The following is a 25,350-nucleotide window of genomic DNA, read 5'->3' as shown; positions in this document are numbered from 1 at the left end:
AAGCCATCCTGCAGTTTCATCGTCGTTCACGATCCCACACCACACGTCCGTCGATCAGACTTTCCTGATTGGAAAGATAGCGTTCTAGCTGGTCGGGAAGGGGATCATGGTTATAAACGGATCGGTACCTGTTATAGCACCATCGGTGCGTAACGACGACATTTGCAATCGTATTGCGGCCTCCGAGTCGCTCGGGAATCATCCGAACGAACAGGATAGGATTGTCTCCGTCGACCTGCCAGCGTCGGAAGTGTTCCGTAGAAATGGGACATCCACAGAGTGCACACCGTCCGTGGGTTTTGCGCACCACTGCCTTCTGCATGCCGTTCAACCGTTTCAGGAGCAGATGTTCTCGTCTTGCTTCAAAATACTCCTGGTCGCTTGGGCGATAAGGCGAACGTCGTCCCTGTATCTTCACGTGCCGGATGATGCGAATGTCGCTCATGATGGCGAGCGTGAGTGGGCCGTCCGCGAATACCCCCTTGCGATTTCCACGCCGAGGGAAGTACCTCCGGTGAATCCACCGGGCTCCTTTCCCCGGATGTCGTCGTTTCGCCCATCTCCAGAGCATCCAGTGAATCCTGTGGTCGCAGTAGTTAAAGATTTCCTTACTCACCTGGGTGCTGTAGTAGTTGCCCCATCCCCGGATCAAGGGATTCAGCAACCGGATGACCGTAGATGGCTTGGCCGACTTGTTCGCGTCCAGGATGCTTTTGATTTTCCGCAAAAAGGCTAGCACATTGGCCTTGGCGGGTTTAATCAATAGCGTCCCGCGGTACTTTCGGACGTTAAATCCCAGAAAGTCAAACCCGTCATCGATGTGTGTGATGTGGGTCTTCTCCAGGCTGAGTTCAACCCCGACATTCTCCGCAAGCCACTGGGCGATGACCGGTACAAACTGTTCGGCCTGCTCCTTGGTTTTGCACGTGACGATGAAGTCGTCCGCATAGTTGACGATGTGAATGCCGGGACTCGTGCGGTCTCTTCCAAATTTCATTTGCAACGCCTTTTCCCGCAACTCGTTCTCCATCCCTTGTAACGCAATAACCGCCAGTAAGGGGGATAACAGACCCCCTTGGGGCGTACCCCTGATGCTTGGAACAAGCCCATGTTCCGGATCAAAGACGGGGGCTTTCAACATGCGCCGAACGAACACGCGGTCTTCTGGAGCGAGCTTAGCCAGCAGTTTCTCGTGGTCGACGTTGTCAAAATACCCACGAATATCCCCTTCGATGACCCATTGGGGGGAGTTAGAGCGACAAAGGATGGTATAAACTTGTCCGATCGCGTCCCATGTCGACCGCTGTGGTCGGAATCCGTACGTATTGGGCGCAAATTGAATATCCCACTCAGGTTCCATGGCCATCTTGTGGATGGCCTGACACACCCGGTCGTGCATGGTGGGAATTCCCAAAGGTCGGAGCTTGCCATTCTTCTTACGGATGTACACCCGCCGAACCGGATCAGGACGACGATGTAGATTCACAAGCCTGCAGAGTTTACGGCGCTGCCTTGGCGTCGTGTAAATTTTTCCATCGACTCCTGGGGTGCGCCGTCCCCGGTTTTCTTGCGTCACGTGCCGAATGGCCAGAAGTTTGACGTGGTGGCTGGTCCGAATGAGCCACTTGTAGTGGCGCACTGCTTTACGATTGCCATTTTCGACTGCGTGAGCCAGTTGTCGCTGCAACCTGAGGACGTGACGTTCGATATCCTTCCATCCTGTCCACTGGTCCATATCATGTGGACGGGTCTCGGCCGTTTGGGCTTCCAACCATGCGCGCATGATAGGGTCTTCGTGGATTTCTCTGGGATTCTTACGAGTGTGGCCTGTTGACTCGTCTTTTGGGACGGCTTTTCGGTTCATAACAGACCACCCCTTTCGTCTCATGCTACAGGATTCCCGGCTGGATGACCTTGGGCAAGTCTGCACGCTTTCGCGTCGGGGTATCTCGGCCTTTCTGCCGCCCCTATCTGTCTCATTACAAGACAGCCTTCGCTTTTTGCCCATTCCTCTACCCCCTGAGGAGTTCGGCGTAACTTACGTTCCGCTTACTGTCTCGTTTCGGACAGACCCCATGGGGCTTACCTTGTTCCGTCGAGACCCCATCTCTGAAGTGTTTAGGTGCCCTGAATCCCGCGGTAGCACTCGGAACTGCGAATCGGCAATTTGCAAGTGCCGATTCCGGCTACATGCCTTTTGGCTCAAGCGTATCAGAGTGTTTCGCTTGTCTTCGCTGACGCGGTTTATAGAGGGTTCACGGATGTTCACCATGCACTTCGCAACCTGGCTCCGGCCCGAATTCACTCTATCTGGCGCGGCTACATTGTCCCGTGAGCTCTCGCAAGGCTGCGTTACCACTGCCCCACGTCACGGTAGGTTCGCGTCCGCAGTTCTGGACGGGTGGATTCGCACCACATGAATCTCGACGACTTTCAAGTCGCACTGCAAAACGCGAAAAGACACGGCGAAAACGGGTCCAGTTCGAACTGCTCTTTGACCAGCACAGCGAGCCCGTCGATGGACTTGCGCAAGTCGGTGCTTCCACAGGCGAGATAGACCCGTTGTCCGGGATTCTCTAACACCGGGACATCAGGGCCCGCACGAGGTCGGCGAGCCACTCGGGAGAACAGCCGGGCCGGGCTTCCAGGACGATTTGATGAACCCGGATCACCACAGAGGTCTCTGCGTCCAACGAGGTTTCGTCGATCTCAACGGGGAGCCATTGGGGCAACAGGGAAGCGCTGGGGGTCTGGGGCTTCTCCGAGGTTCGCAGTTTCCGCCGCCAATAGTACAATTGATGGGGTTGAATGTGGTGGGCGGCACACCAGGCGGCGGCGCTTTGGCCGCTGGCCTCGAAGTGGGCCACACGGTCTGCCCAAGTTTTCCGCAACTCGGTCCTTGTCATGGCGATGATCTCCTCCTCCTGCACTCAGGTGGTGTATGAGAGAATCATCGCATGCGGCTGATTGCTCGGCCAGGTGTGTCGGATTTGACGCTTACCCGGTGACAGCGAAATCATCCAAGGATCTGGTGACGTCTTGGCCGACCACGAGCATCACGGCGCGACCGATGTCAAACTTGGGTTGGAACAGCACTTGGCCAGAAATAATTTTTATGTAAAATTAGCAAAAATTAACGCCAGCACGAGTACCAATAATATCGGTATGATCCATATCAATGGAATCGAATTCCATATGTACGAGCGACGAAAATGACCTTTTTTATACCATTTCCAGCTCATCACTGAGGAACTGATCAACGCAACGGGATAGACCATGATGGCAAAAAAAATTGCGAGCAACAAGATGTTGTTTTCCGAACCGGGAGCATCGAACATCATGCCGGAGACGAAGAAAATGGCGCTCCATGGGATCAGGAAGAGAAAATAAAAAAATTGAAGAATCAGTAAAATAAAGAAAGCCTTGGTATTTTTCATGACAAAGCAACCCTCCAACTAAAACTTATGCTCATCAAGGCAACAGCAAGAGCGCGGAAAAACGGGTGACCCTGCTTAGGCGCCGCCTAAGCAGGGGTGGGTCCGATTCTCGTGGCTACCATAGTCAACTTGATGATTGCCACGCACAGGTGCGTCCCATGGCGTTACTACAGTGGTCCCTTTTTACGTTACCGTAGACAACGTCCAAGCGAGATGGCGCCGGACCGCCTCGTCTGGGTCCTGGCTACCTCGCGCTGCCAGGTTCGCCGTAGGTCAGTGCGAACACCGTATCCGTTAGCCAGCGCCGGAAGCCTTCGTTGTCGCTGAACTGTTTAAAGAGTTCGGTGTCATCCTGCAGCAGCGCGATCATGACGCGACCGAGCGCCTTGTCGTGCTCGATGCGCGCGTTCTGTTTGTCGGAATATTTGCGTGCGTTCTGGTAAGCGGCGTCGGCCGCCACACGTGCCGGAATCTCCTCGGTGATGAGTTTGCGCACCCGATCGGCGTCGGTCCAGGGGATGTTGCCGAACTGATCGTTAAAAGCCTTGATGATGTTCGAGAGACGGTCGAGCTCCGGTTCGGGTTTATGTCCCCCGCCCACCGTGGGCAGCGGTTCGATCTCGGCATCCGCATCGGCAAGCGCGATCCTCATGGTCGCCTGTTTCTCGACCCGGTAGCTGTCCATGTCGATCGCCTCGAGGATGCCCTTCGAAAGGTCCTCCTCTTTTGGCGCCGGCAATTTGGGCACCAGGAAGTTGAGGAAAATCGATAGCTTCTCCCACTCGGCGTTGGTGTAGGGGAGGATTGAAGACAGAAAATTATACGTTCGAAGAAACGCTTTGGCCTTGCCTTTGAAGTCGACCTGACCGTCTTCGTCGAGGTGCTCTATGTAGGTGGTCACACAGGCGTCAAGGATCGGGTCGAGACGGTCGCGGTCGGCGCCGTCCAGGTACAGTCGTACCAGTTCATCCACCTCTTCGGGCGCGTACACCTGGTACCCGTCCAGGTCGGCCTTGAGGTCGTGCAGCTTGTTCGGGTCGGTCTCGTCCGCGAGGATGGTCGTCCGGTAGTAGGGCTCGAAGGCCTTTTGGATCGCCTCCGGGTCGTTGACAAAATCGAGGACGAAGGTATCATGCTTCTGCGGGTGGGCGCGGTTGAGGCGCGAAAGTGTCTGCACGGCCTTGACCCCGGAGAGCACCTTGTCCACGTACATCGTATGCAATAGCGGCTCGTCGTAGCCGGTCTGGAATTTGTCGGCGCAGATCAAAAACCGATACGGGTCCTCCCGGATCTTGTCGGCGATCTGGTTCGAGGGAAAGCCGTTGAGGCTGGCCTCGGTGACCTGTTGTCCGCCATACTCGTGCTCCCCCGAGAAGGCCACAATCGCCCGATAAGGGCTTTTGCGCTCGGCAAGGTACGCCTTAAAAGCATGGAAATACTGGATGGCCCGCTCGATGCTGCCGGTCACCACCATGGCCCGCGCCCGGCCGCCGATCTTGCCTTTGGCAATCACCTGCTCGTGAAAATGGTCCACCATGATCTCGGACTTGAGCCGAATGGCGTGCTCGTGCCCCTCGACGAAGCGGCGCAGCTTCTTCTGCGCCTTTTTGACGTCGAATTCCGGGTCGTCCTCAATTTTCTTGATGAGCTTGTAGTAGCTGTTGACCGGTGTATAGTGGGCCAGCACATCCAGGATGAACCCTTCCTGAATGGCCTGTTTCATGGTGTAGCTATGAAACGGCCGGTGTTTGACCGTGCCGTCGGGCTGCGGGTCGGGTTCACCGAACATCTCGAGCGTCTTATTTTTCGGGGTGGCGGTGAAGGCGAAATAGCTGGCGTTCGGCAAAAGCTTCCGGGTCTCCATGAGCCGGTTGATCCGGTCCTCGAAGGTTTCCTCTTCATCCTCCGCACCGGCTTCCGACAAAGCCATGCTCATTTTGGCCGAGGTACGGCCCCCCTGCCCCGAATGCGCCTCGTCGATGATGATGGCAAAATGGCGCCCGCGGTGCTCGCCTCCGATTTCGTCGAGGATGAACGGGAACTTCTGCAGCGTCGTGATGATGATTTTTTTGCCGCCCTCGATGAAGCGCCGCAGATCGCCGGAATGTTCGGCGTGCCCCACCGTAGCGCTCACCTGGGCAAACTGCTTGACCGTGTCCCGGATCTGCTGGTCCAGGATGCGCCGGTCGGTCACCACGATAATGGAATCGAAAATAGGCCTGCCATCCCTCGCGAGACCGATCAACTGGTGGGCCAGCCAGGCGATGGAGTTCGACTTGCCGCTGCCGGCCGAATGCTGGATGAGATACCGCCGCCCTGCGCCATGTTTCCGGGCATCTGCGAGCAGCTTGCGCACCACGTCGAGCTGGTGATAACGGGGGAAAATCTGCTTGCGCGACTTCCTCCCGCTTTTTGGGTCCTTCTCCTCGACGAGTTGCGCGTAGTTTTCGAGGATGTCGGTCAGGCTCTCCCGGGTGAGGACCTCCCGCCAGAGGTAATCGGTTTTGAGCCCCTGCGGGTTGGGCGGATTGCCCGCGCCGTCGTTGTAGCCTTTGTTGAAAGGCAGAAACCACGACGCCTTGCCCGCAAGGTGCGTGCAGAACCACACCTCGTTGTCGTCCACCGCAAAATGTGCCACGCAGCGGCCCAGCTCAAACAGTTTCTCGCGCGGGTTGCGGTCGCGCCTGTACTGTTCGATGGCGTCATGGACCGTCTGCTTGGTCAGCCGGTTTTTGAGCTCGAAGGTGAAAACCGGCAGGCCGTTGATAAAAAGCACCAGGTCCAGCGCCCGCTGCATCTCGTCGCGGCTGTAGCGGAGCTGGCGCGTGACGGTAAAGCGGTTCTGCTCATAGAGCGCCCGCGCCACCTCGTTGCCGGGCGAAGGCGTGCCGTAGAAAAGCTCGATGCGGTGCGGCCCGTGCTGGATGCCGCCTCTCAGCACGTCCACCACCCCGCGCTTGCTCACCTCGCCCTGAAGGCGCGCCAGAAACTTCCGCCGGGTGGGGCTGTCGTGATCCAGATCGAGCGCTTCGGCCACTTCGGGCTGGGTCGAGCGCAGAAAGGCTGCGAGCTGAACCAGATCGACGCAGTACTCCCGGTCGTAGTCGGCCGGGTCGCCGGGGAGCCAACCCAGCCCGGCGTAGGCCGCCGGCGTTTCGGCGACGACCGCCGGAGTGCCGGCCGGCCGGGGCGTGCAGTCACTGCCCGCCAGCGCCCGGCAGATCAACGTTTCAAGCCCGGCTTCACTGGTATCGGTGGGTTTCATATTTCAACTTCCTCCTCCGCGAGAGCTTCTGCGGCGGCATCATCATCTGCCGTTTCAGCTTCGGCCATGTCTTCCGTGTCCCCCCACTCGGACTCCTCCTCGGGCGGTTCCTCCGGCAGCCGCGCAGCGACCTCGCGCACATCCACTTTGCCGGTGACTACATCGACAATCAAGCGCTCGAGGTATTCGTGCAACAGTTCGATTTCGCGGCGGGCGGCGGAGATGGCCGCGTCGATCTTGGCCGACTGGGCATCGAGGTATTCGGCGATGGCGGTTTGTTCCCTATATGGCGGCACAGGTATTCGCAGACTATGAACGATTTCGGAATTTATGTTGGGTTGTCCTCCACCATATCCTTGCCGGACAAGATACCCTTTAGCAGCAATGACCGCTGATTGTATAAAGCGAACTAGCACACCCCTACGTGGTTCAGCTAACACACAACATGCTTGATTGGTACAAGCCTCAATCCCGAGGATTGCTGTTTTGCCTATGGTCGCTCCATACATTGCGACTATCAAAGAATCTTTTGGATATAGACGAAGTGCAGAGAAGGTTTCTAGTGCTCTCGCATTGACTGCACGCGTAGTGTTCGTAAGGACTGAGTCATTTAAATCGCCAGTGACGACCCACGGGATGTCGCTCCCGTAAAACTCTTCTCCTGAAGGTGTGGTCCCACTTCCTGCTTTAGTGAACAAGGCCCTCAATTTCCGCAACTCCCAATGCGCCGGCACCTTTCCCAGCCATTCCACGCCGGAGTCCTTGTAGGCCGGGTAGGGCTGTCCCGTGCGGACGTCGATCTGGCCCGTAACGGCCTGGTGGATGAGGGCCTGCTTGTACTCCTCCAGCAGATTAATTCGCCGCTGTCGCGCCCGGATCACCCGCCGGATCTTCCGCTCCGCCCACTCCAGAAACCGCACGATGGCGGTTTGTTCGGGGAGGGGAGGAAGTGAGAAGTAGATGCACTTGAATTCCTCTGCCCGCAGACTCCACTGATCCGAAGTAATGCCATACGACCATCGCTCGGCCTCCGAAGCGAAAAGTGGTGTGCGAAGAAGAAAGTGCATGTAGCGGGGCAAGTTCTCGACGCTTCTTAGCCGCTGGACGATGTAAGCCGGGCTCACGATCCCCCGGTAAGCCGAGACACCCACCGCCCCCTGCCAGGCTCGCATCTTGTTGTACACCAGGTCACCCGGTTGAACGAGTTTGTAGTTGGACTTGTCCTCGTTCGAGGAGTCTTTCTTGGAGCTGTTTGCGAGCAAGTCTGCTTGACGCAGTACGCCGCGTGTGATGGTTACCGACAGCATTTGTTCGTCAGGGTGACCACGGTCATTGATTTCACGAAACACCGCACGCCCGGGCAACACCTCCCAATGCTCCGGCACCTGGCCGAGCCATTCCACGCCTGAGTCTTTGTAGGCGGGGTAGGGTTTGAGGATATCGGTCATTCGAGACATATAATTTTCCGTCATTTTTTCAGCTCTCACTCACCGCCGACTAACCTAAGTGTCCGCTTTACATAGGCATGCAATTCGTCCTCGTTTATCGGTTCTATGTCGGCATTTGGATTCTGCTGATGGTGGTACTTCTTGGAGTAGTCGTTTATCGCTTCCAGTTCGCTGAGATCGGCTCTGGCTAGTTGCAAACCGCTTGCCTCATCAGCCGCTCGTATTTTGGTAATAAAATCACCAAGCCACTCGTTCGGTTGAAAGTGTCCAGGAAAACGGGTTCTCAGCAGGCATTCGAGGAAGGGCCTAATGGCTCTAGCAACTGCGCGCGGGTCGCCTGTCCTGTCATCGTAAAACCCGTGCAGTGTCCTATAGTCTTTCTCATATGAACTTAGCACCTCCGCTTCAATGTCCCATTCCCCAATGACGGTGGCATTTCCCGTCTTGCTCATTCGGAGCGTCTTGGTGTTAGTAGTCGCGGAGGGACACTCGTCATGGAGCAACTTCAGGAAATGCGCGTCGTGCGAAAGGACGATAACCTGTTGCGCCATCTTCAAAAGCCGTTGAATGAGTTGCTGAGTGGAGGTTCGGCGGAATCGATCGAGACTCGTAAACGGATCGTCGAACACGACAATTTTCCGCTCAATGTCCGATTCCTGTTTTAGCACAGCCAGAAAGAAGGCCAGCGCCAAGGCGTTCCGGTCGCCGGAACTCAAGGCCGTCTTGAAGCAAGGCGTTCCGGCAGGAGTACGCGCGTCGCCGAGGTCCACGGGTTTCCTGTTGATCTCAATCTGATAGTGTGAACTCGGTGTGCCGCCTTTGTAGAGATGACGCGAATTGGTGATGCGGAACCCGGTGTTGAAATGGTCAAGGTACTCATTGATAGACTTCTCGTAGGTACGCATAATGTTTTCGCAATATTGATCAAGCTGTCGGCGGAGCTGCTGTTTCTCCTGATCAAGTGATGCCTTCTTCGCGACTGCATCTTTGTACGCTTGGCAAGCCTTCGCGATCTCCGGCTCAAACCGCTTTTTTCGTGCCTCCAGTTGAGCCAGTTCATTCTTAACCCCTACGATGTCAGGCTGTGAGCGCGCGGCAGCCTTCTGCTCGTTAACACGCGAATTCACCGCGTCCACGGCCGCGTTGTATTTAACGACGGCCGTTCGCAGGGCATCCACTTCCGCGAGGGCCGTAGTGAATTCCGCGTCCAACTTGACCGACTCGGTCGGGCTTTCCTGCTTTCTCGTGGCGAGCTTCAGGCACTTTTCGCGGAGTGTGGCGTACTTCTGCTGTATGTCCGAGAAAGAAATATGAGGCAAGTCAACAGCAGTGAACTGCCTCCAGAACTCCGCGAGGGCCGCGTTGGCGGCGATTGCTTGCTGCACCGAGCTAAGGGCCGCCTCACCAATGGCACTGTTCACCCGCTGGGTCAGTTGGGCGACTTCTTGCTTGAGGCCCCTGTAGGCCGCGCTGAAGTGCGAGCGATAAGCCGCGATCAAATCGTTGGCTTGCACCCCTTGCCCGCAGAAGGGACACCGGTCATCTTTGACGTAGGCCAAGCCTTGGGACAGCCAGGACTCGCCTTGATGTCCCATCTGGTGTCGTGCAATCTGTTCTCGTACCTTCCTTTCGGCATCGATGACGATATCCGTCAGTTGCTTTGACAGGATCTCAGAGAAGTTAGACGGCAGGGAAGGGAGTTGAACCTTTACAAACAGCTGCTTCTCCTGAATCTCGCCAGCTCTCGCGGCAGCACGCTGCCTGTTGCTCAACTCCTCAGTCTTCTGTTGTATCTGCGCCTCGATATCAGCGAGAGGTTGCCATTCCAGGTAGTCATCGAACTCGGTACCGGACGGCACGTGCTTGGAGATTGATTCCTTCTTCTCTCGTAGATTCGCGTTCAAATCTCGGATTTGCCTGTCCAGCTCCTCAATCTGCCTGGCGAGCTGGACGCCTTGCGCCCCTACGATGACGCGGTAGAGGTTCTTTTTGTGTTCATGCTCGACATAGTCGCCGGAGTAGACGTTCTCATTCACGAACACGGAGTCAAAGATGAGGATGTCGGGATGTGAGTTGGTCCAAGCATTGCCGTCGAACTTGTAGTCGGCATTGTTGAGCCGGATGTGCACAAATGGCGCATCCGTCGCCCACAGGGTCTGTCGCTCGGAGATGAACTCGGGCTGGCCGCTTTGCAGGGAGCGAAGTATCGCACAGAGAGTTGTCTTGCCACGGCCGTTTTCTGCATATACAAGCGTCAACTTGCGGAATGTTACGTCTCCCTTAGCGGCGTAGTCCAGAAAACGACCAATGTTTTTGATTCGAACGATCTTTTCAAGCATTGCTATTATTCACCTCCAATAATTCCTTGTAGTAATCCTTTGCTTGCCTCCTGCAATTTCAGCAAATCCGTGCGGATTTCTTCCAGCGAGCGCAGAGCCTTTGGCTTGTAGAAGTACCGGTTGAAGTTGATCTCGTAGCCGACCTTGACGCTTGCCGGGTCGTACCAGGCGTCCGGCACGTAGGGCAGGACTTCGCGCCGCAGGAAGGCCTCGATGGCCGTGCGCTGGTCTTCCGGGCTCGGCAAGTAGCCCGGTTGATGGCATGCCGGGCACTCGAGGAACGAGATCTGCTCGCTGTCGCGCAGCTCCGTGTCCGGTTCATACTCCACCACCCGGGGCTTGCCACCGATGACAACCTCAAACAGCCCGTGTAGCGGGTCGGGCTCGGTGCCGGGTTTGTGAATCTTTTTGATCACCGGCGGTGCGTCCTCCGCCCGCTCGGCCGTTTCCCGAAGCGCCTTGATCTCCTTGGCGGTGTAGGCGCGCTCGGGGTCGATGCCTTTCAGGCGAAGGGGACGTTCCACCGTCACCTTCCAGTAGCCGAAAGCCGCGTTGGGGAAGATCTTGGACTGCTCGGTTTCCTCAAGTTTGAGGAAGGTGTCGAGGACGCGACGGATGTCCTCTTCGGACAGCTCACAGTTCTTCTTGCCCAGGTTCTTGCGCAGGGGCTTGTACCACTGGGTGGCATCGATGAGCTGCACGCGGCCTTTGCGGTGCCCGGGCTTCCTGTTCGTGAGCACCCAGACGTAGGTGGCGATGCCGGTGTTGTAGAACATGTTCAGCGGCAGGGCGACGATCGCCTCGAGCCAGTCGTTTTCGATGATCCAGCGGCGGATGTTGCTCTCGCCCTGGCCGGCGTCCCCCGTGAACAGCGACGAGCCGTTGTGCACCTCGGCGATGCGACTGCCGAGCGGGGTGTCGTGCTTCATCTTGGAAAGCATGTTCACCAAGAACATCATCTGGCCGTCGCTCGAGCGGGTAATGAGCGACAGCTCCTCGCCCCGGTGCTGCACGACGAATCGCGGATCCTTGATGCCCGCTTTGCCGCCCATGCGCTCTAGGTCGCTCTTCCAGCTCTTGCCATATGGCGGGTTCGAGAGCATGAAGTCGAACTCACGGCCGGGGAAGGCATCGTTGGAGAGCGTCGAGTGCTCCGGCCCGCCGACGATGTTGTCGGCGGCGTCACCCTCACCCTTGATCAGCAGGTCGGCTTTGCAGATGGCGTAGGTTTCGGCGTTGATCTCCTGTCCGAAAAGGTGCACCGAGACCTGTTTGCCGCGTTCTTTCGCCAGTTGCAGGAGGGTTTCCTCGGCCACCGTGAGCATTCCGCCCGTGCCGCAGGCGCCGTCGTAAAGAAGATACGTGCCGGATTCGATCCGGTCGGCGATCGGCTCGAAGACCAGATGGGCCATCAGCCTCACGGCGTCGCGCGGCGTCCAGTGCTCACCGGCCTCCTCGTTGTTCTCCTCGTTGAAGCGGCGCACCAGCTCCTCGAAGATGGTGCCCATGGCATGATTGTCGAGGCCGGGAAGCCGGACGGTGCCGTCGCTGTTGAGCACAGGGTAAGGACTCAGGTTGATGGACGGGTCGAGAAACTTCTCGATCAGGGTGCCCAGGGCGTCGGCTTTTGCCAGGCGAGGGACCTGATTGCGGAACTCGAAGTTGTCGATGATCTCCTGCACGTTTGGCGAGAAGCCATCGAGGTAGGCACGAAAATCCGCCTCCAGTTGCTGGCGGCTGGCACGCGCCTTGAGGTCGCGCAAGGTGAACGGCGAGGTGTTATAAAATGCCTGTCCCGCCGCCCTGCGCAAGGCGGCGTCCTGGTGCGTGATGCCCGCCTTGTCAAGGGACGCCTTCATTTCAAGCACCGCCTGCTTGCTGGGCTCCAGCACCGCATCCAGCCTGCGGATAACGGTCATCGGGAGAATGACATCGCGGTACTTGCCGCGCACGTACAGATCGCGCAACACATCGTCGGCGATGCCCCAAATAAAGTTCGTGATCCAGGTCAGTTGGCCGTTCTCCATGTCAAATTTCCTCCATAGAAGTCACATGCTTTCTACTGACGGCGATCCACACTTCCACCGCTTGTCCCCCCGGAGGCGCTCGCCCGCCCCAATCGCTCATGTTCAAGTGAGGATAGTATAAGGACGCAGCTGGCCTTCAAGTCCTGGAAGGCATCATGGTGAAACGGGTCGCCGTGGACAATCTGGCTGTCATTTCCGCGTATAGTCACGTTGTTCTTTCAGAACCGCCAGGTGGCACAGGTGGACACCGCCGTATGTCAAGATGTCACCCCTAGCCTTGCCCCCGGTGTCGTTGCCCGTGGCGTGGGATTCGATGAACCCGATGGGCCGTTTAATGCGGTGCATGCGTTCGAAGCGCCGCTCGATGCGGCTCCGGTTCCACGGCAGGTCGTCGTTCAACCATGAGGTGCGCACGCTGAAGATTGATCGCCTCGCCCGCCGTGTCGGTTGCAACCAGCACCTGGACCCCGGCGTCGTGCGGGAACGCCCTCTGCGCCTTATGCCACTCCTCACGGTCCATGCCGCCGGGGATGTTGGCCATAGGCCTGTGGCCGGACGTCTTCCAGCCTCATTATAGCGAGCACCTCTTGCTGCCAGTGGACGCGTTCTCCCAGCTTTCGTAGAAATTTGAAGGCGACGGTCGCCTAAATCCGTATGGTATAACGGGATTGGGAACAGCAAAGAAAGGAGAAAGCGACCTATCAAATCAAAGTTACACCAGATTCTGCGAAATGACCAGAGCCTGTTTTCGGCACTTGATGCTCTCAACAGTTGACCATCCAAATGTCTCATCTGGACGTGATGGAAACAGCAAGGGAAGGACTCATGCCCCAGTGGTTCACAAAAGCAAACATCATCCGGAGCGCAAGGCCGCTCGACACGAAAAGGAAAAGGGTTCGGTCATGCCGGGGGCCGAAAGGTGGCGAGTCGAGAAAATTCGGGTACGCAGCGTCGACGGCCATGAGATCTCGCTTGAGACGTACCAGGCGTTTTAGGATCCAACGTTCCTCACTGAGGCTGTCCTGGAGAGGATGATCCACGGCCCGTCGACTCGAAACGATACATTTGGTCTTGAGCCGGTGGGGAGTGAGGTGGAAACGCCCGGCACGAGCAAGAGTGCAGTCAGCCGCCCTTTCATCGCCGCCACGAAAAAACTGTTAGAAAAGCTCATGCAGCGGCGCCCGGCTGACCGCCGGAACGTAGCCTTGGTCATCGACGGGATCGTCATGGAGGAGCACACCGTGGTAGCCGCACTGGGCATTGACGCAGAGGGAAAGAAGCAGATCCTATTCGTGTGGGAGGGGGCGACCGAGAACGCGACGGTGTGCAAGGGGCTGCTGACAGATCTTGTGGAGCGGGGACTGAGGACCGACGACGGGATTCTGGTGGTCATCGACGGCAGTAAGACCTTGAGTCCAGCAATGCGGGACGTGTTTGGAGAGACGGCGCTGGTTTGGCTGCCGTGGTGGGCCTGCATTCCCTAGGACGCCCAGTATCCCGATTCCCGCTTCTGGTCTAAAGTACACCATCTTTTTTCATGCTAGGCAACTACTTGCAATCACTGACAGGAACCATGCTTTTCTTTTTTTAATTCCCGTTGCCGCCCCCCAAATGTTCGTCGGCCGGGTGAAAGGGGTTCGCCAAGGACGTAAAGTTTGTCGAGTTATAATGGGCTCGGGCATAGGAGTATAAGATCTGTACCTGTTGAAAGCTCAAGTCCGCATCGTACGCCGTTACGAATGGAGCATTGGGAAGTTTGTACTAGCACTCGGACTGGCCGGCATTCGCGTGATTGCCATGGATCCTGTGAATCCTCCCCCCCACTGAAGTGGCAGGCATCCATACATAGGCACGGGAGAAGCCTCGGCATCCGGCAACGGGGCTGCCGCCCAAGCTTTCCTGACCCCTTAGGCTGGACGGGTTCCTGGATTCCCGGACGCCTACCGGGAACATCGTCCCGGCGGCGACCCCTCCCTTTCGGGAGTCGCAGGCTTTCGCAATATGGTTTAAGCGGTCTTTTGTTGCAACCGCTTTTCCTCCCGGATGAACCAAGCCATGCCGATGTTGATGGCGGCATTCACGTGGCTGTTGTGAACGGTGCCGCAGTTCCTGCACGCCAAGATGTTGCAGGTCCTTAAAGTATCCAGCGAACCGCACAGCGAACACCGGGTGCTGGTGCCATTCGGAGATACGAGGGCAACCAGTACACCCCGCGCTTTGGCTTTGTACGCGGTGTACTTCATGACCCTTCGGTGCAGCCAATAACCTACCCTCTGCCGTATCCTGGCCGAACCGTGCTTGTGCTTTCAAGTTCTCGAAAACAATGACCCGAGCATCCCACTCCATAGCAAGGTCAACTAAGCGTTTGCTCAGGTGGTGGGCATAATTGTCGTTTGCCGCATGGACCTTCCGCCAGAGCTTCTTGCAGGGCCGGTGACCCTCCGGGACGATTCCAAGGCCTCTCACGTTCCGGGCAATGAGCCCCAACAGGTGGTGGACATCCGTCGTGTTACACGCTGTCAGGTCGATATGCCTGACTTTGTAAACCGTACCGTCCTTGCCCACCAATGCGCATACCGCCCGGTTCTTGCGGCCCACATTCAAGTCCACGGCCAGTACCTTCGGGTTCTTGGACCGGTAGTAGTCGGCAAACTTCATCAGGTTGGACTTTTTCTCGAAGCACCAGGTAGAAAATACCCTCTTTTTCATAAATAGTGGGTACAGTCATCTCCCACGAATCATCCAGATGGAGCTTCCTCGAATGACTGGTGGGTTCCACTTCCACCGTGATGAACCGCCAGTCGCCCCCGTCCCAGACTTTTAGCTGAATTGTGTTGGTTTTGAGCGAACGATTCTTGAAGTCGCCTTTGTAACCGGGGAGCCTGTGATAAATCTTCAAATACGCTGTTTAGCTGAGATCATGTTTTTGAGTACAGGCATTTTCTTCACCTTCAACGGTTTTATTGTACTATAGAAGGGGTTACAAACAAACGTTTTCAAGGCATTTGGCCGTCTTGACCCCCATTAAAATGGGGCTGATGCGGCGGCCGGTTTCTCAATTCAAACTGCCCGGATACTGGTAGGTCCCGTCCGGGTTGATTTTGATGCTTCGATCGAATACGGCGTCCCATATGCTGTTAGAGATGGCGTTCATTCCTTTGGTGTCCAATAGTTGAATCGAGTTGAGTCTGTTGTAACTGAAAGTGAACAGCAACAGATTCGAGTCGCGGTCCCGTAACAGGAGAGCGGAATGATCCTGGTTCGTGTTCATGGAATAGCCGCGGTACAAGGAAAGCACACGGTCGAATGAGTCGCCGATGGAGGCGCCGCGTTTCGTGCCGAACTCGGGGTCCCGGGAAGAGATGTTGATGATCCGGCCGTTGAGGAAAGTGAAACTCAACTGGTTGCCGTAATCATAAACGGAGCCCGCAGTCCCCTGACTGATTCTTTGAAAATCTTTTCGGGTCGGCGCACCGAGCCTGCTGATCACCTTGTCTTGGGAATCGCCGAGTTGAAGGCCGTAGACGCCGAACTCATTGCGCAGAGATCCCGATAGGGCGGAGTTTCCTTGCCCGCCGAGCGATGACGTGCCGGAACGGGATCCGGCGGCGGTCGACTCATCGTACGTGGAACTGAGAAAAAAAACCAATGCTGAAGCGCTCATGCCCACAACGAACAGTAATCCCACCGCTCGGCGGGTGGCATATCGACCCCGGGAGGCCGCCCAGACGAGGGCTGAAATGAGGGTGAGAACGACAAACGCTAGCCCGAGAAGAAAAAGGATGATGCCCCAAGAGTGCAGGGGCGCATATCCCTTATCAGCGTCAAATGATGTGAGGGCGAGGGCAAGGAACGCCGCGGCCCCCAGCACAAGGGAGACCCAGCAAAGGGTCATCGGAAACCGGTTCCGGCGTTTCCCTGAGTGCTTCGATAGCCAATGCCTGCATCACGTCCCCGGCGGGATATTTGAACCGGTAGGGATGGTGGGGGTATTTTGCAATGCGTCGGCGGTATCGATCGATGTACTCGGCGAACTCCCGCTCGGCCTTTCGGGTTAACAAAATGTCTCCGCCGAGCACCAGCTCACCCAAGAATTGCTTGGTCGCCTGGTCTGTATCATGTTTGACATGCTCGGCGGCACGGCGGCATGAGCCAGCTATTGGTTCACTTTTCTGATTGGGGTCAAAATTCAGTGCTAACCCGGGGTCAATTCTACTTGACGATCAATATCACCGGATTGTCATTGAGAAAGACCCCACCACCGTTGCGTGATGGGGTCTTTTTTCGTTGGCGCATTGCTGGCGCAATCTTGGCGCTCAAGCATGGTGTTGGGTATGGTATAGTGGGGGTGGAAAGGTATGCCCGCTGGATGGTACGGAGCGGTGAGAATGGCGTTATGTAGACAGGTGGTTTTCCGGAAAAAATTTCTCCATCCTCTTGCACTATAGTATCATATATAGTACTATAAATGCAGGAGGTGGAGCATGGCAAGGGTAGAGAAAATCGTCCAAAAAATGAAGAGCCGCCCAAACGGGATTAGATACGATGAAGCCGTCAAGGTCCTGAGGCACTACGGATACGAGTTGGTTCGGACGAAAGGTTCGCATCGGCAGTTCAGAAACCAAGACGGCGATGTCATCACACTGAAAGAACAAAACCCATTGAAGGCGGCGTATGTGGAGGAAATCATCACAAATCGGGGAGTGACAGGCTCCTCGTCCGTTCAACTCCATTCTGCCCTTGCCAGAGAACAATGGCAAACAAAGATGTTTCGTATTACATGAATCTTCCATACACCATTCAGATTAAACCGCGAGACGATGGTGATGGTTTATACTACTTCGCCAAAGTTCTGGAACTGGACGGTTGTATGAGTGACGGGAAAACTCCGGAGGAGGCATTCCAGAACATCCGGGAGGCCATGGAAGGCTGGTTGGAAGTGAAACTCGAGCATGGCGATTCGATCCCAGAGCCGGAGTCTGACGACGAATATAGTGGTAAGTTTGTCGTGAGAGTTCCGAAGAACTTGCACCGAGAACTTGTTATGAAAGCACGTCAAGAGGGCGTGTCGTTGAACCAGTATGTGTTGTACAAGCTAAGTCGGTAAGTTTTCGAGCGGCACGATTAGGACTGTTATGTTACCGCTACCGTGAAAATCCATAGATTGTCATAGAAAAAGGCCCCTACAGAGTCCATCGGGTGGAATAGACTCTTAGAAGAGGATATTATTGTAAATCTACGCAGGTGTTCTGGCTTCCAGTGTTACCTTGTATCCGAAGCGCTCCAGACGTTTGATGCTGTTTTGGATTGCCGTTTCTCGTTGCTTTTCTTCGAAGTACAATGGACCGAGATCCTCGTAAGTCGTCTTTCGTTTTAGCAAATAGTACGCAATGACCAGGATCGTGTGCCCGACCGCCACAGCCGCTCGTTTATTCCCCCGACGCTGCGCGATGCGTCTGAATTGCGCAGATAGATAAGTGTTTCGTGTTCGTCCGGCTGCCTGAGCGGCCTCCACCAAGGCCCGCCTGAGCGTGGGATTGCCCTTGCGCGTGCGTCCCGATTTCCGTTTCCCCGCACTCTCGTGGCTCCCCGGACACATCCCGCTGCAGTGACTGCGGGAAAAGGGCTACCGCAGTTCCCGATCGACGCTGTCCGCCTATCTGGCTCGCGTACGCCGTGAACGGTACTCGAAACATCATGATTCACCGGTTCGGGTCCAACGACGGCTAGGACGGCGGGAGATGGCGAGGCTGTTGCGGCAACCCGAGGATGCGTATACCGATGAACAACGGCAGTTGTGGACAGTGTGGGTTCAGGATCAGCCGTGGCTTGCCGAGGCTCGCGAGTTGATCCAATCCTTTGAAGCGATGGTGCGACGTCGGCGGATCGGCTAGCTGGGTGGTTGAAGCAGGCCGAACATAGTGGCTTGGTGGAAATCCGTTCGTTTGCGCGAAGCATCCGGCAAAATGTGGAGGCGGTCGAACAGGCCCTGCGTCTGCCGTGGAGCAATGGGCAGGTGGAAGGCCAGATTCACCGGCTCAAGATGCTGAAGTCGAAGTGTTCGACCGGAGAAAAGGCGCGGGCCTGAACCGCTTCCTACGCCCGGCCAGCCTCAACATGTTTCCGAACCACGGCGATAAATTTCGCGAGAGCCGGGGACAGGAAAGCATCTTTGCGCCGGATGAACACCGTGGGAACCTTTCCGTAGCCGTCGGGCAGCTCGTGAACGGAGAGATCGTGTTGTTCGTTCCGAATAATGGATCTCGGCACCAGGGAAATGCCGAGGCCCGCCGCCACACAACCGAGGATCCCGTCCACCGACCCCAGCTCCACGACGGTTCGGTGCCCGATGCCGTGAGCGTCGAGCCACTGTTCCAATCGCTTGCGATAGGAGCATCCCTCACGAAAGACCACCAGATTGCGAGAAGAGAGTTCCTTCGGATCAAGGATGTTGTCATCCCCGGGTTTGGACACGAGAACCAGTTCCTCTTGAATGGTCGCCTCATCGGTGAGCAGCGGATGATGGACAGGGCCGGCCACAAATGCCCCCTCGATTTCAAAGTTCAGCGTCTTTTCCACCAAATGTTCGGTGGGTCCTGTGAGCAAGGAGATTTGGACTTTCGAGTACAGTTTGTGGTATTCGGACAGTATGGCCGGCAGGCGGATGGCCGCGGTGGTCTCCATGGCTCCGATGCGCAGCGGACCACTGGGTGATGAGTTGTCTCGAACCGCCTGTTCCGCTTCCTCGCACAAGTGTAGAATCCTTTCGGCGTAACGCAAAAAGACTTCCCCTGTGGCCGTCGGGGAAACACCCCGGGGATGGCGATGAAACAAAACGGTGCCCAAGCTGGCCTCAAGATGCTGAATTCGGGCCGTGACATTGGACTGGACATATCCCAGTTGACCGGCCGCCTTGGTGATACTCCCGGTTCTCGCCACGGTGACGAAAATGGTCAGATCCCGAATCTCCACATGCTCGCGCTCCTTTTGTTCAATCAATCATTAGGAAAGATGGTTATCATCTCGATCATTCATTTTACGAGATAAATTCCGCATTCTACAATGGGTGCAAAAATCCGGGGGTATGCCACATGTCTCGTATAAGAATAAGCCTCAATCAGGATTACCGTATTCTGGCAGGGGGAGTGTTGGCGTTGTTTATCGCTATGGGCATCGGACGATTTGCCTTCACGCCGATTCTGCCTTTCATGCAAGCCGACGAACATGTGTCGGATGCCCTGGCGGGTTATCTCGCGTCCAGCAATTACCTCGGATATCTGGTCGGTGCGTTTGTCGCGGGGTTGTCTCAGGTTGCCAAATACAGGGTACCGCTTTACCGCTATTCGTTGGCCGTCAGTATCATCACCACCGGCGCGATGGGGGTGGGCTCGGCTTCCTGGCTGTGGCTCGCCGTGCGCTTTCTTTCGGGAATCGCGAGCGGTTTGGTGTTTGTTCTTGTTTCGAGCATGGTGTTGGACGCCCTGGCCCATCGCGGCCGCCTCAGGTTGTCCGGCATTTTCTACGGCGGTGTCGGACTGGGAATTGCGGCAACCGGAATTGCAGTTGCAACGCTTGGCTCAGCGTTCGGATGGCGCGGGATGTGGTTGGCCATGACGGCGCTCGGCATAGGGCTCGGGGTTCCGGCTGCCCGGTGGATGCCCCGGCAGAGAACCGGGTTAGCTGCACCACAGCCTGGGAATCGATCAGGGGGGCGCGGTGCAGAGCGCGATTATTTTCCGTGGCTGCTGGCGTCCTATGGTTGCGAAGGCGCCGGATATATCATCACCGGCACCTTTCTTGTCAGTTTGGCGGCCGGAGTTCCAGAACTTCACGCCATTGCACCGTATGGGTGGATCGTGGTCGGGATCGCGGCGATTCCGTCCTGTTGGGCCTGGTCGGCCATCGCCGAGCGGAAGAGTGCTATAGTAAGTCTTGCGGCGGCTCTTGTTCTGCAGGCGGTCGGGGTGGTTCTTCCCGTTGTGATGCCGAATCCTGCCGGATTGATGATCGGTGCGATTCTTTTCGGCGGCACCTTTATGGGGATCACGACCATGGCCACCGGGCTCGCCAAAAGGCTTCGCCCTGAGGAAAGCAGTCGGGCCATCGGTTTGATGACCGGGGTCTACGGGGTGGGTCAAATCATCGGCGCCGCTGGGGCGGGTGTGCTCGCCGACCGATCCGGGGGATTTGCGTTGCCCATGGGGGTCGCGGCAACGGTGGTGCTGATGGGAGCCGGCCTGCTCGTCGCCGGGAAGGTGCACTGGGCCGTGGGACACACGGGGGTTTCCAACCACGGGGGGAGTGAGACATGGAAAAAGTGTTGACGGTCGATCCGTCCAATCACCGGGTTGCACGCGCCATGGCTCGCCAGGTGGCGGACATGGTGATCGACCATTTTGCCTCTTTGGCGAATCGACCGGTTTGGCATGAGGGGGACGCATGGCTGCCCGCCGACGGTCGGTCCGGAGAGTGGGCCGAGATTTTGATCGATATGCGGAGCGTTTTGGAACATTCGATGCAGGTGGCCCATCCCAAATTTTTCGGGCACATGGACTCCGGTCCGCTCTTGGTGGCTGTGCTGGCGGATTGGGTGGCCTCCGCTCTCAATCAGAATATGCTGGCTTGGGAACTTTCTCCTTTGGCCACGGCCGTCGAAGAGGAGGTGATCGCCTGGCTGTGTGCCTTATGCGGCATGGATCATGGCGAGGGGTCGCTGGTCAGCGGCGGAACCGTTTCCAACCTGACCGCACTGCTTCTGGCTTTGCAGTCCGTCACCCAAGGGCGGTTCCGGACGGAGGGAGTCTGGGCACTGCGACGTCGGCCCGTCATCTTTGCCTCTGATCAGGCCCATTATTCGGTCGTGAAATCGGCGGCGACGGCGGGCCTCGGAGAGCAATCGGTGGTCAAAATTTCCACCGATGACGCTTTCCGAATGGACCCGGAACGATTGCGAACGGCCCTTCGGGAGGTGAGAGCGTCCGATGCCTCCCCCGTCATGGTAGTGGCCACGGTGGGGACCACCAGTACGGGAAGTGTGGATCCGGTGGACGCGGTGGCGGACATATGCCGGGAGTATGGAGTTTGGCTGCACGTCGATGCCGCCCACGGCGGAGCGCTCTTGTTCAGTGAGCAGAAGAAGCACCTTTTGAAGGGAATCGACCGGGCGGACAGTGTGACCGTCGATCCCCACAAATGGTTGATGCAGCCGAAGAGCATGGGGGCGATTTTGACCCGTCATAAGGGAGCCCTGCGGAACCTGTTCGAATCCGGGGCGCCATATTTAACGCGAAAGAACGAGACAGCCGCTCGGCCGCAGAGCCGAGGTGGAATGAGCCTTCAGGGGTCTCGTCGATTCGATGCCCTTCGCCTGTGGGTGACGCGCCGATATTTGGGCGATTCGGGCCTGACAGAGCTGGTGGAACGCAACCTGGCTCAGGTTCGGGCGTGGGCCGACCTGTTGCGGGCTCATCCCGCGTTTGAACTGGCCCATGAACCCGAGCTCAACCTGCTGTGCTTTCGGTACAGACCCGCAGGAGTGGCCGACGAGCGCCTCGATGCGATCAACGAAGAGATTCAGCGAGAACTGATGCGCTCCGGGGAAGGGTTTCTATCCGTGACCTCTCTTCGCGGGCGCCGGTGGCTGCGCAGCGTGTTCATCAACCCGACGACCAGGGAGGAAGATATGCGGGCGGTGCTGGATAGCATTGAAAAGATCGGACAGCGGTTGTACGGCAGATGATTCCGGGATCCTGTACAGGAGGTGGGTTTCGTCGCCCCCGGCCGTTGTCGTCTCCGGAATATGCGAAGGACAATTCATCCTATCTGGGCAAGCTCGCGGCCCTGAGAAAGGGGAAGGACCCCGGTGAGGATGGCCGGGAGAAGGCGGCGAACGCGGCCGGAGTGATCGTTATAAAATTTACGCACCGCCGACCTGTTGCGGCGGCTCGGCGGGAATGAGTAGAGAGAATGAAAGGGGACGACATCGTGTCGAATCGAATTCGTGCGAGTAAGCCCGCGGCATACGAATTTGAAATTACGCTGTGCGATGTTCACCCGAGCGTGTGGCGGCGATTTTGTGTGCCTGCCAACATCACCTTTCAGCGCCTCCACGATGTCATTCAGGTGGTCATGGGGTGGGAGAATTATCATTTGTACGAGTTTCGATTCGGAAAGACCCGGATCAGTACTCCGGATGATGAGTTTGAAGTGGATGCCACGCACTTTGATGCTCGGAGGAAGCGACTGCCGTCCCTGGGTTTTGATAGGGATGACGTGCTCGGGTACTTGTATGATTTCGGCGACAATTGGATGCACGTCCTGCGGGTGATACGCCCGATCTACGATCTGGGAGACCGTCCCGCATACGCCTGTTTGGACGGGGCGCGATCCTGTCCTCCGGAGGATGTCGGGGGGCCGCACGGCTACGCCGATTTTCTAAAAATCATCAGTCAACCCAACCATCCGGAGTATGAACACATGAGACTCTGGAGCGGCGGAACGTTCAGCCCGATGCGGTTCGACAAAGAGGCCGTCAATCAGGAACTGCGGAGACGGTTTATGGAATGACGGTTTCTTGGGGCTGTCGGATTTTTTTCATTAACCCGATGAGAAATATCTTATAAATCCAATTCTCCGATTCTCATGGGACAAGGAGGTGTATGCCTGATGAACATCACGAATGTACAATCACAATCCCATTCGCCGGTCCGCGATGCGGCGACGGTCCTTCCCGTTCGCCCGGATGCCGGGAGCGGCTTTCTGGTGTACGCCCTGCGCCGACACCCCAAACTCCGCGCCTTTGCGGGAGTATGGGCGTTTCCCGGCGGATCGGTGGAGGAACAGGATCGCATCCCGAAATGGCGAATCCTTCTGGCTCCTTTTGATGAGCGTCAAGCCACCGAACAGACGGTGCATCGCGAACGAACCAGGCCGGCCATCGAAACGAGAGACTTCCGCCGGCGGTTTGGGGGCCAGGATATGCTGGGTGAAATCATGGTCGTTCCGGCCTACACTTTTGACTCTCAGGAGTACATTGCGAAATTGGGACGGGTTTATCTGGACCGGCCTGCATTGCACCTGGGAGAAAGACCGCAACGGTGGACGGAGCGGCTGCAACGTTTTTTGGACACCCTTGAGAAGCAGGAGCAGCCGGATGTGGTCTTGTTGGACAGTCGGAGTGGGCTGCACGACATTGCGGCGGCCTTGGTGACGGAACTGGGGGCCCACGTGCTTCTATTTGCCGCTGACACTGAGGCAACGTGGATGGGCTATCGGGTCCTTTTTCGCCATTGGCACACTTATGGGACGGCCCGGCGGATGAGGAATCGCCTCTCTTTGGTGGCGGCTCTGGTTCCCCCGAGGCGGCCGTATTATTTGGACCATTTTCGAGAAGCGGCCTGGGATCTGTTCCGGGACACCTTGTACGATGAAGTGGAGGATGAAACGGATCCGCCCGGTGAGGACCTTTTTTCGTTTGATCTCATGGATGACAATGCTCCGCACCAGCCCATTCCCATCTATTGGAATGAGGGGCTTGCAGCCGTGTCGTCGTTACAGAACGTCGACAAAAGTGTCGTGGGTTATGCTTACCAACGGTTTCTCCGGTGGTTTGACGATTGGATGGCCCAATGTGAGGGGGCGAAGCCATGAGTACGGGCAGGTTTTCTCGTTTGTCGCCGAGTGAGTTGCGCTTCCTGATGGATCATGCTTTGCCCAAAGATGTGTCTCTCCATGGTGAGGCACCGGATCCTGGAAACGTATATTTGCCCGCCTCCCATGCTAAAGCTTTGCGTCCGAATACCATGGTTGTCGAAGGTATGCGGGGGGCCGGCAAAAGCTTTTGGTGGGCTGCGTTACAACAACCCCCGATTCGGGAGTTGGTGGCGAAGCTTTCACCGGTGGCTGAACTAAAGGATCCGATCGAAGTTGCGGTGGGATTTGGAGAAACCCATAAACCTGACGAATACCCCGATCGCGATATGCTGAAACAACTCCTTCTTCAAGGCTCGGATCCGCGACTGATCTGGAAAACGGTGATCGTACACAAATTGTCCGGGACCGGAGACCCGTTGCGGCGCATGAATCTTTGGCAGGAACGCTACACATGGGTTCGGGACAATCCCGAACAGGTGGGGCGGCTCCTCGAGGCCCGGGACAAAGAATATGATGAAAAAAGCACGTGGTTTATCGTTTTGTTTGATGCCCTGGACCGGGCAGCAGACAATTGGAAAAATATGTACATCTTAATTCGGGGCTTGCTGGAGACGGCTTTGGAGTTTCGGCCGTATCGGCGCCTGCGGGTGAAGGCGTTCCTTCGGTCGGACCAATTGGATGAGAGTCGGGTGGCCAATTTTGCAGACGGATCAAAAGTGCTGTCTTCAAAAATCGTGCTTTCCTGGCCTCCACACGATCTTTATGGGCTATTCTGGCAATATCTTGGCAATGCCGCGGTGGATGAGGCGGGACAGTTTCGGGAAGCGTCCGCCGCATTGGGGTTGCGGTGGGAGGGAGTGGACATCGGAAAGCGAACGATTTGGCGGGTGGTTCCCCAGGTAATTCACGAGGAGACCCTGCAGCGGGAGGTCTTTCATGCGATTACAGGTCCCTGGATGGGACGGGATCATCGGCGCGGTTACCCGTACACCTGGATCCCCAACCACCTTTCGGATGCCATCTTTTACCGGATGAGCGACGGGCGGGTCAATATTCCGGATGTGTACCGTATCGGCTACGGTTTGGGACGCAAGGGCGGCGTCAAGCCGGTTCGCCCAAGGGACGGAGGGTGAACAGGGATATTGCCCGCCGGCCGATTCGGCTTCCGGAGTCGAAGCGGTT

General features: G+C 56.9%; 21 protein-coding genes and 2 pseudogenes. 10 read left to right on the top strand and 13 right to left on the bottom strand.

All coding sequences use genetic code 11. The features are described from left to right. Positions 1 to 16: 16 nt before the first annotated feature. The 9 genes from ltrA to CVV65_RS16990 all read right to left on the bottom strand — a co-directional run bounded on the left by ltrA (position 17) and on the right by CVV65_RS16990 (position 12,969). Positions 17 to 1,783 (bottom strand): group II intron reverse transcriptase/maturase, encoded by a 1,767-nt coding sequence (gene ltrA, locus CVV65_RS14620; RefSeq protein ID WP_157935541.1) that lies wholly within the window; start codon positions 1,781 to 1,783, stop codon positions 17 to 19. A gap of 650 nt (positions 1,784 to 2,433) precedes the next feature. Continuing rightward, a complete protein-coding gene (gene tnpB / locus CVV65_RS17475; RefSeq protein ID WP_100668758.1) occupies positions 2,434 to 2,583 on the bottom strand; it encodes an IS66 family insertion sequence element accessory protein TnpB in 150 nt (49 codons plus the stop codon). Beyond that, positions 2,577 to 2,906: an IS66 family insertion sequence element accessory protein TnpA gene (gene tnpA / locus CVV65_RS14610; protein WP_100668757.1), complete on the bottom strand. Its 330-nt coding sequence runs from the start codon at positions 2,904 to 2,906 to the stop codon at positions 2,577 to 2,579. The genes tnpB and tnpA overlap by 7 nt, the downstream gene beginning before the upstream one ends. 207 nt (positions 2,907 to 3,113) lie before the next feature. Then, the gene (locus tag CVV65_RS14605; protein WP_100668756.1) at positions 3,114 to 3,437 is read right to left on the bottom strand and encodes a hypothetical protein; all 324 of its coding nucleotides are present in this window, start codon (positions 3,435 to 3,437) and stop codon (positions 3,114 to 3,116) included. Positions 3,438 to 3,681: 244 nt separating this feature from the next. Continuing rightward, the gene (locus tag CVV65_RS14600; protein ID WP_100668755.1) at positions 3,682 to 6,702 is read right to left on the bottom strand and encodes a type I restriction endonuclease subunit R; all 3,021 of its coding nucleotides are present in this window, start codon (positions 6,700 to 6,702) and stop codon (positions 3,682 to 3,684) included. Then, complete coding sequence (locus CVV65_RS14595; protein WP_100668754.1) at positions 6,699 to 8,174, bottom strand: restriction endonuclease subunit S; 1,476 nt, start codon at positions 8,172 to 8,174, stop codon at positions 6,699 to 6,701. Before CVV65_RS14595 ends, CVV65_RS14600 begins: the two co-directional genes overlap by 4 nt. Before the next feature lie 11 nt (positions 8,175 to 8,185). After that, on the bottom strand, positions 8,186 to 10,489 hold the full coding sequence (locus CVV65_RS14590) for an AAA family ATPase (RefSeq protein WP_100668753.1): 2,304 nt from the start codon (positions 10,487 to 10,489) through the stop codon (positions 8,186 to 8,188). 5 nt (positions 10,490 to 10,494) lie between these two features. After that, positions 10,495 to 12,516, bottom strand: coding sequence for a type I restriction-modification system subunit M (locus CVV65_RS14585; RefSeq protein ID WP_100668752.1), 2,022 nt, complete (start codon positions 12,514 to 12,516; stop codon positions 10,495 to 10,497). Positions 12,517 to 12,705: 189 nt separating this feature from the next. Beyond that, entirely contained in the window at positions 12,706 to 12,969 is a 264-nt protein-coding gene (locus CVV65_RS16990; RefSeq protein ID WP_198592048.1) for a hypothetical protein, read from the bottom strand. 271 nt (positions 12,970 to 13,240) lie between these two features. Between CVV65_RS16990 and CVV65_RS17560 the strand changes: the two are divergent. Further along, positions 13,241 to 13,970 (top strand): annotated as a pseudogene (locus CVV65_RS17560) (transposase); the annotation flags it as partial. Between the two features lie 552 nt (positions 13,971 to 14,522). Here the strand turns inward: CVV65_RS17560 and CVV65_RS17205 are convergent. Together CVV65_RS17205 and CVV65_RS14565 are read right to left on the bottom strand one after the other, a co-directional pair. Continuing rightward, positions 14,523 to 14,759 carry a transposase gene (locus CVV65_RS17205; RefSeq protein ID WP_232796638.1) on the bottom strand — a complete coding sequence of 79 codons (237 nt, stop codon included), beginning with the start codon at positions 14,757 to 14,759 and terminating at the stop codon, positions 14,523 to 14,525. 812 nt (positions 14,760 to 15,571) lie between these two features. Next, a complete protein-coding gene (locus CVV65_RS14565; RefSeq protein WP_100668750.1) occupies positions 15,572 to 16,411 on the bottom strand; it encodes a hypothetical protein in 840 nt (279 codons plus the stop codon). A 589-nt stretch (positions 16,412 to 17,000) separates the two neighbouring features. Between CVV65_RS14565 and CVV65_RS14560 the strand changes: the two genes are divergently transcribed. Next, positions 17,001 to 17,300, top strand: coding sequence for a type II toxin-antitoxin system HicA family toxin (locus CVV65_RS14560; RefSeq protein WP_100668749.1), 300 nt, complete (start codon positions 17,001 to 17,003; stop codon positions 17,298 to 17,300). After that, the gene (locus CVV65_RS14555; RefSeq protein ID WP_100668748.1) at positions 17,270 to 17,623 is read left to right on the top strand and encodes a type II toxin-antitoxin system HicB family antitoxin; all 354 of its coding nucleotides are present in this window, start codon (positions 17,270 to 17,272) and stop codon (positions 17,621 to 17,623) included. The genes CVV65_RS14560 and CVV65_RS14555 overlap by 31 nt, the downstream gene beginning before the upstream one ends. A gap of 129 nt (positions 17,624 to 17,752) precedes the next feature. On the opposite strand, the pseudogene CVV65_RS14550 reads toward CVV65_RS14555, so the two are convergent. Next, positions 17,753 to 18,121 (bottom strand): annotated as a pseudogene (locus CVV65_RS14550) (transposase); the annotation flags it as partial. A 136-nt stretch (positions 18,122 to 18,257) separates the two neighbouring features. Here CVV65_RS14550 and CVV65_RS16815 point away from each other — a divergent pair. After that, entirely contained in the window at positions 18,258 to 18,410 is a 153-nt protein-coding gene (locus CVV65_RS16815) for a hypothetical protein (protein ID WP_157935540.1), read from the top strand. An 8-nt stretch (positions 18,411 to 18,418) separates the two neighbouring features. Continuing rightward, a complete protein-coding gene (locus CVV65_RS14545) occupies positions 18,419 to 18,604 on the top strand; it encodes a transposase (RefSeq protein WP_100668746.1) in 186 nt (61 codons plus the stop codon). 8 nt (positions 18,605 to 18,612) lie between these two features. Here the strand turns inward: CVV65_RS14545 and CVV65_RS14540 are convergent, their stop codons facing one another. Beyond that, positions 18,613 to 19,488 carry a LysR family transcriptional regulator gene (locus tag CVV65_RS14540; protein WP_100668745.1) on the bottom strand — a complete coding sequence of 292 codons (876 nt, stop codon included), beginning with the start codon at positions 19,486 to 19,488 and terminating at the stop codon, positions 18,613 to 18,615. 119 nt (positions 19,489 to 19,607) lie between these two features. Here CVV65_RS14540 and CVV65_RS14535 point away from each other — a divergent pair, with 119 nt between their 5' ends. From CVV65_RS14535 to CVV65_RS14515, 5 genes are all read left to right on the top strand, one after another. Next, positions 19,608 to 20,840 (top strand): YbfB/YjiJ family MFS transporter, encoded by a 1,233-nt coding sequence (locus CVV65_RS14535; RefSeq protein ID WP_100668744.1) that lies wholly within the window; start codon positions 19,608 to 19,610, stop codon positions 20,838 to 20,840. After that, entirely contained in the window at positions 20,825 to 22,255 is a 1,431-nt protein-coding gene (locus tag CVV65_RS14530) for a pyridoxal phosphate-dependent decarboxylase family protein (protein ID WP_100668743.1), read from the top strand. Before CVV65_RS14535 ends, CVV65_RS14530 begins: the two co-directional genes overlap by 16 nt. A 227-nt stretch (positions 22,256 to 22,482) precedes the next feature. Next, positions 22,483 to 23,082 (top strand): plasmid pRiA4b ORF-3 family protein, encoded by a 600-nt coding sequence (locus CVV65_RS14525; RefSeq protein ID WP_100668742.1) that lies wholly within the window; start codon positions 22,483 to 22,485, stop codon positions 23,080 to 23,082. 99 nt (positions 23,083 to 23,181) lie between these two features. After that, positions 23,182 to 24,165 (top strand): NUDIX hydrolase, encoded by a 984-nt coding sequence (locus tag CVV65_RS14520; protein WP_100668741.1) that lies wholly within the window; start codon positions 23,182 to 23,184, stop codon positions 24,163 to 24,165. Beyond that, positions 24,162 to 25,301: a hypothetical protein gene (locus tag CVV65_RS14515; protein WP_100668740.1), complete on the top strand. Its 1,140-nt coding sequence runs from the start codon at positions 24,162 to 24,164 to the stop codon at positions 25,299 to 25,301. Before CVV65_RS14520 ends, CVV65_RS14515 begins: the two co-directional genes overlap by 4 nt. Positions 25,302 to 25,350: the final 49 nt, after the last annotated feature.

The sequence above is a fragment of the Kyrpidia spormannii genome (assembly GCF_002804065.1).
Classification (GTDB): domain Bacteria; phylum Bacillota; class Bacilli; order Kyrpidiales; family Kyrpidiaceae; genus Kyrpidia; species Kyrpidia spormannii.
This window is presented reverse-complemented; position numbering and strand designations above follow the sequence as displayed.

What these genes read in the sequence shown, in the direction of transcription:
- ltrA (WP_157935541.1), bottom strand. Translation starts at nt 1,783, where the DNA reads ATGCGCGCATGGTTGGAAGCCCAAACGGCCGAGACCCGTCCACATGAT.
- tnpA (WP_100668757.1), bottom strand. Translation starts at nt 2,906, where the DNA reads ATGACAAGGACCGAGTTGCGGAAAACTTGGGCAGACCGTGTGGCCCAC.
- CVV65_RS14605 (WP_100668756.1), bottom strand. Translation starts at nt 3,437, where the DNA reads ATGAAAAATACCAAGGCTTTCTTTATTTTACTGATTCTTCAATTTTTT.
- CVV65_RS14600 (WP_100668755.1), bottom strand. Translation starts at nt 6,702, where the DNA reads ATGAAACCCACCGATACCAGTGAAGCCGGGCTTGAAACGTTGATCTGC.
- CVV65_RS14595 (WP_100668754.1), bottom strand. Translation starts at nt 8,174, where the DNA reads ATGACGGAAAATTATATGTCTCGAATGACCGATATCCTCAAACCCTAC.
- CVV65_RS14590 (WP_100668753.1), bottom strand. Translation starts at nt 10,489, where the DNA reads ATGCTTGAAAAGATCGTTCGAATCAAAAACATTGGTCGTTTTCTGGAC.
- CVV65_RS14585 (WP_100668752.1), bottom strand. Translation starts at nt 12,516, where the DNA reads ATGGAGAACGGCCAACTGACCTGGATCACGAACTTTATTTGGGGCATC.
- CVV65_RS17205 (WP_232796638.1), bottom strand. Translation starts at nt 14,759, where the DNA reads ATGAAGTACACCGCGTACAAAGCCAAAGCGCGGGGTGTACTGGTTGCC.
- CVV65_RS14565 (WP_100668750.1), bottom strand. Translation starts at nt 16,411, where the DNA reads ATGACCCTTTGCTGGGTCTCCCTTGTGCTGGGGGCCGCGGCGTTCCTT.
- CVV65_RS14560 (WP_100668749.1), top strand. Translation starts at nt 17,001, where the DNA reads ATGGCAAGGGTAGAGAAAATCGTCCAAAAAATGAAGAGCCGCCCAAAC.
- CVV65_RS14555 (WP_100668748.1), top strand. Translation starts at nt 17,270, where the DNA reads ATGGCAAACAAAGATGTTTCGTATTACATGAATCTTCCATACACCATT.
- CVV65_RS16815 (WP_157935540.1), top strand. Translation starts at nt 18,258, where the DNA reads ATGGCGAGGCTGTTGCGGCAACCCGAGGATGCGTATACCGATGAACAA.
- CVV65_RS14535 (WP_100668744.1), top strand. Translation starts at nt 19,608, where the DNA reads ATGTCTCGTATAAGAATAAGCCTCAATCAGGATTACCGTATTCTGGCA.
- CVV65_RS14530 (WP_100668743.1), top strand. Translation starts at nt 20,825, where the DNA reads ATGGAAAAAGTGTTGACGGTCGATCCGTCCAATCACCGGGTTGCACGC.
- CVV65_RS14525 (WP_100668742.1), top strand. Translation starts at nt 22,483, where the DNA reads ATGAAAGGGGACGACATCGTGTCGAATCGAATTCGTGCGAGTAAGCCC.
- CVV65_RS14520 (WP_100668741.1), top strand. Translation starts at nt 23,182, where the DNA reads ATGAACATCACGAATGTACAATCACAATCCCATTCGCCGGTCCGCGAT.
- CVV65_RS14515 (WP_100668740.1), top strand. Translation starts at nt 24,162, where the DNA reads ATGAGTACGGGCAGGTTTTCTCGTTTGTCGCCGAGTGAGTTGCGCTTC.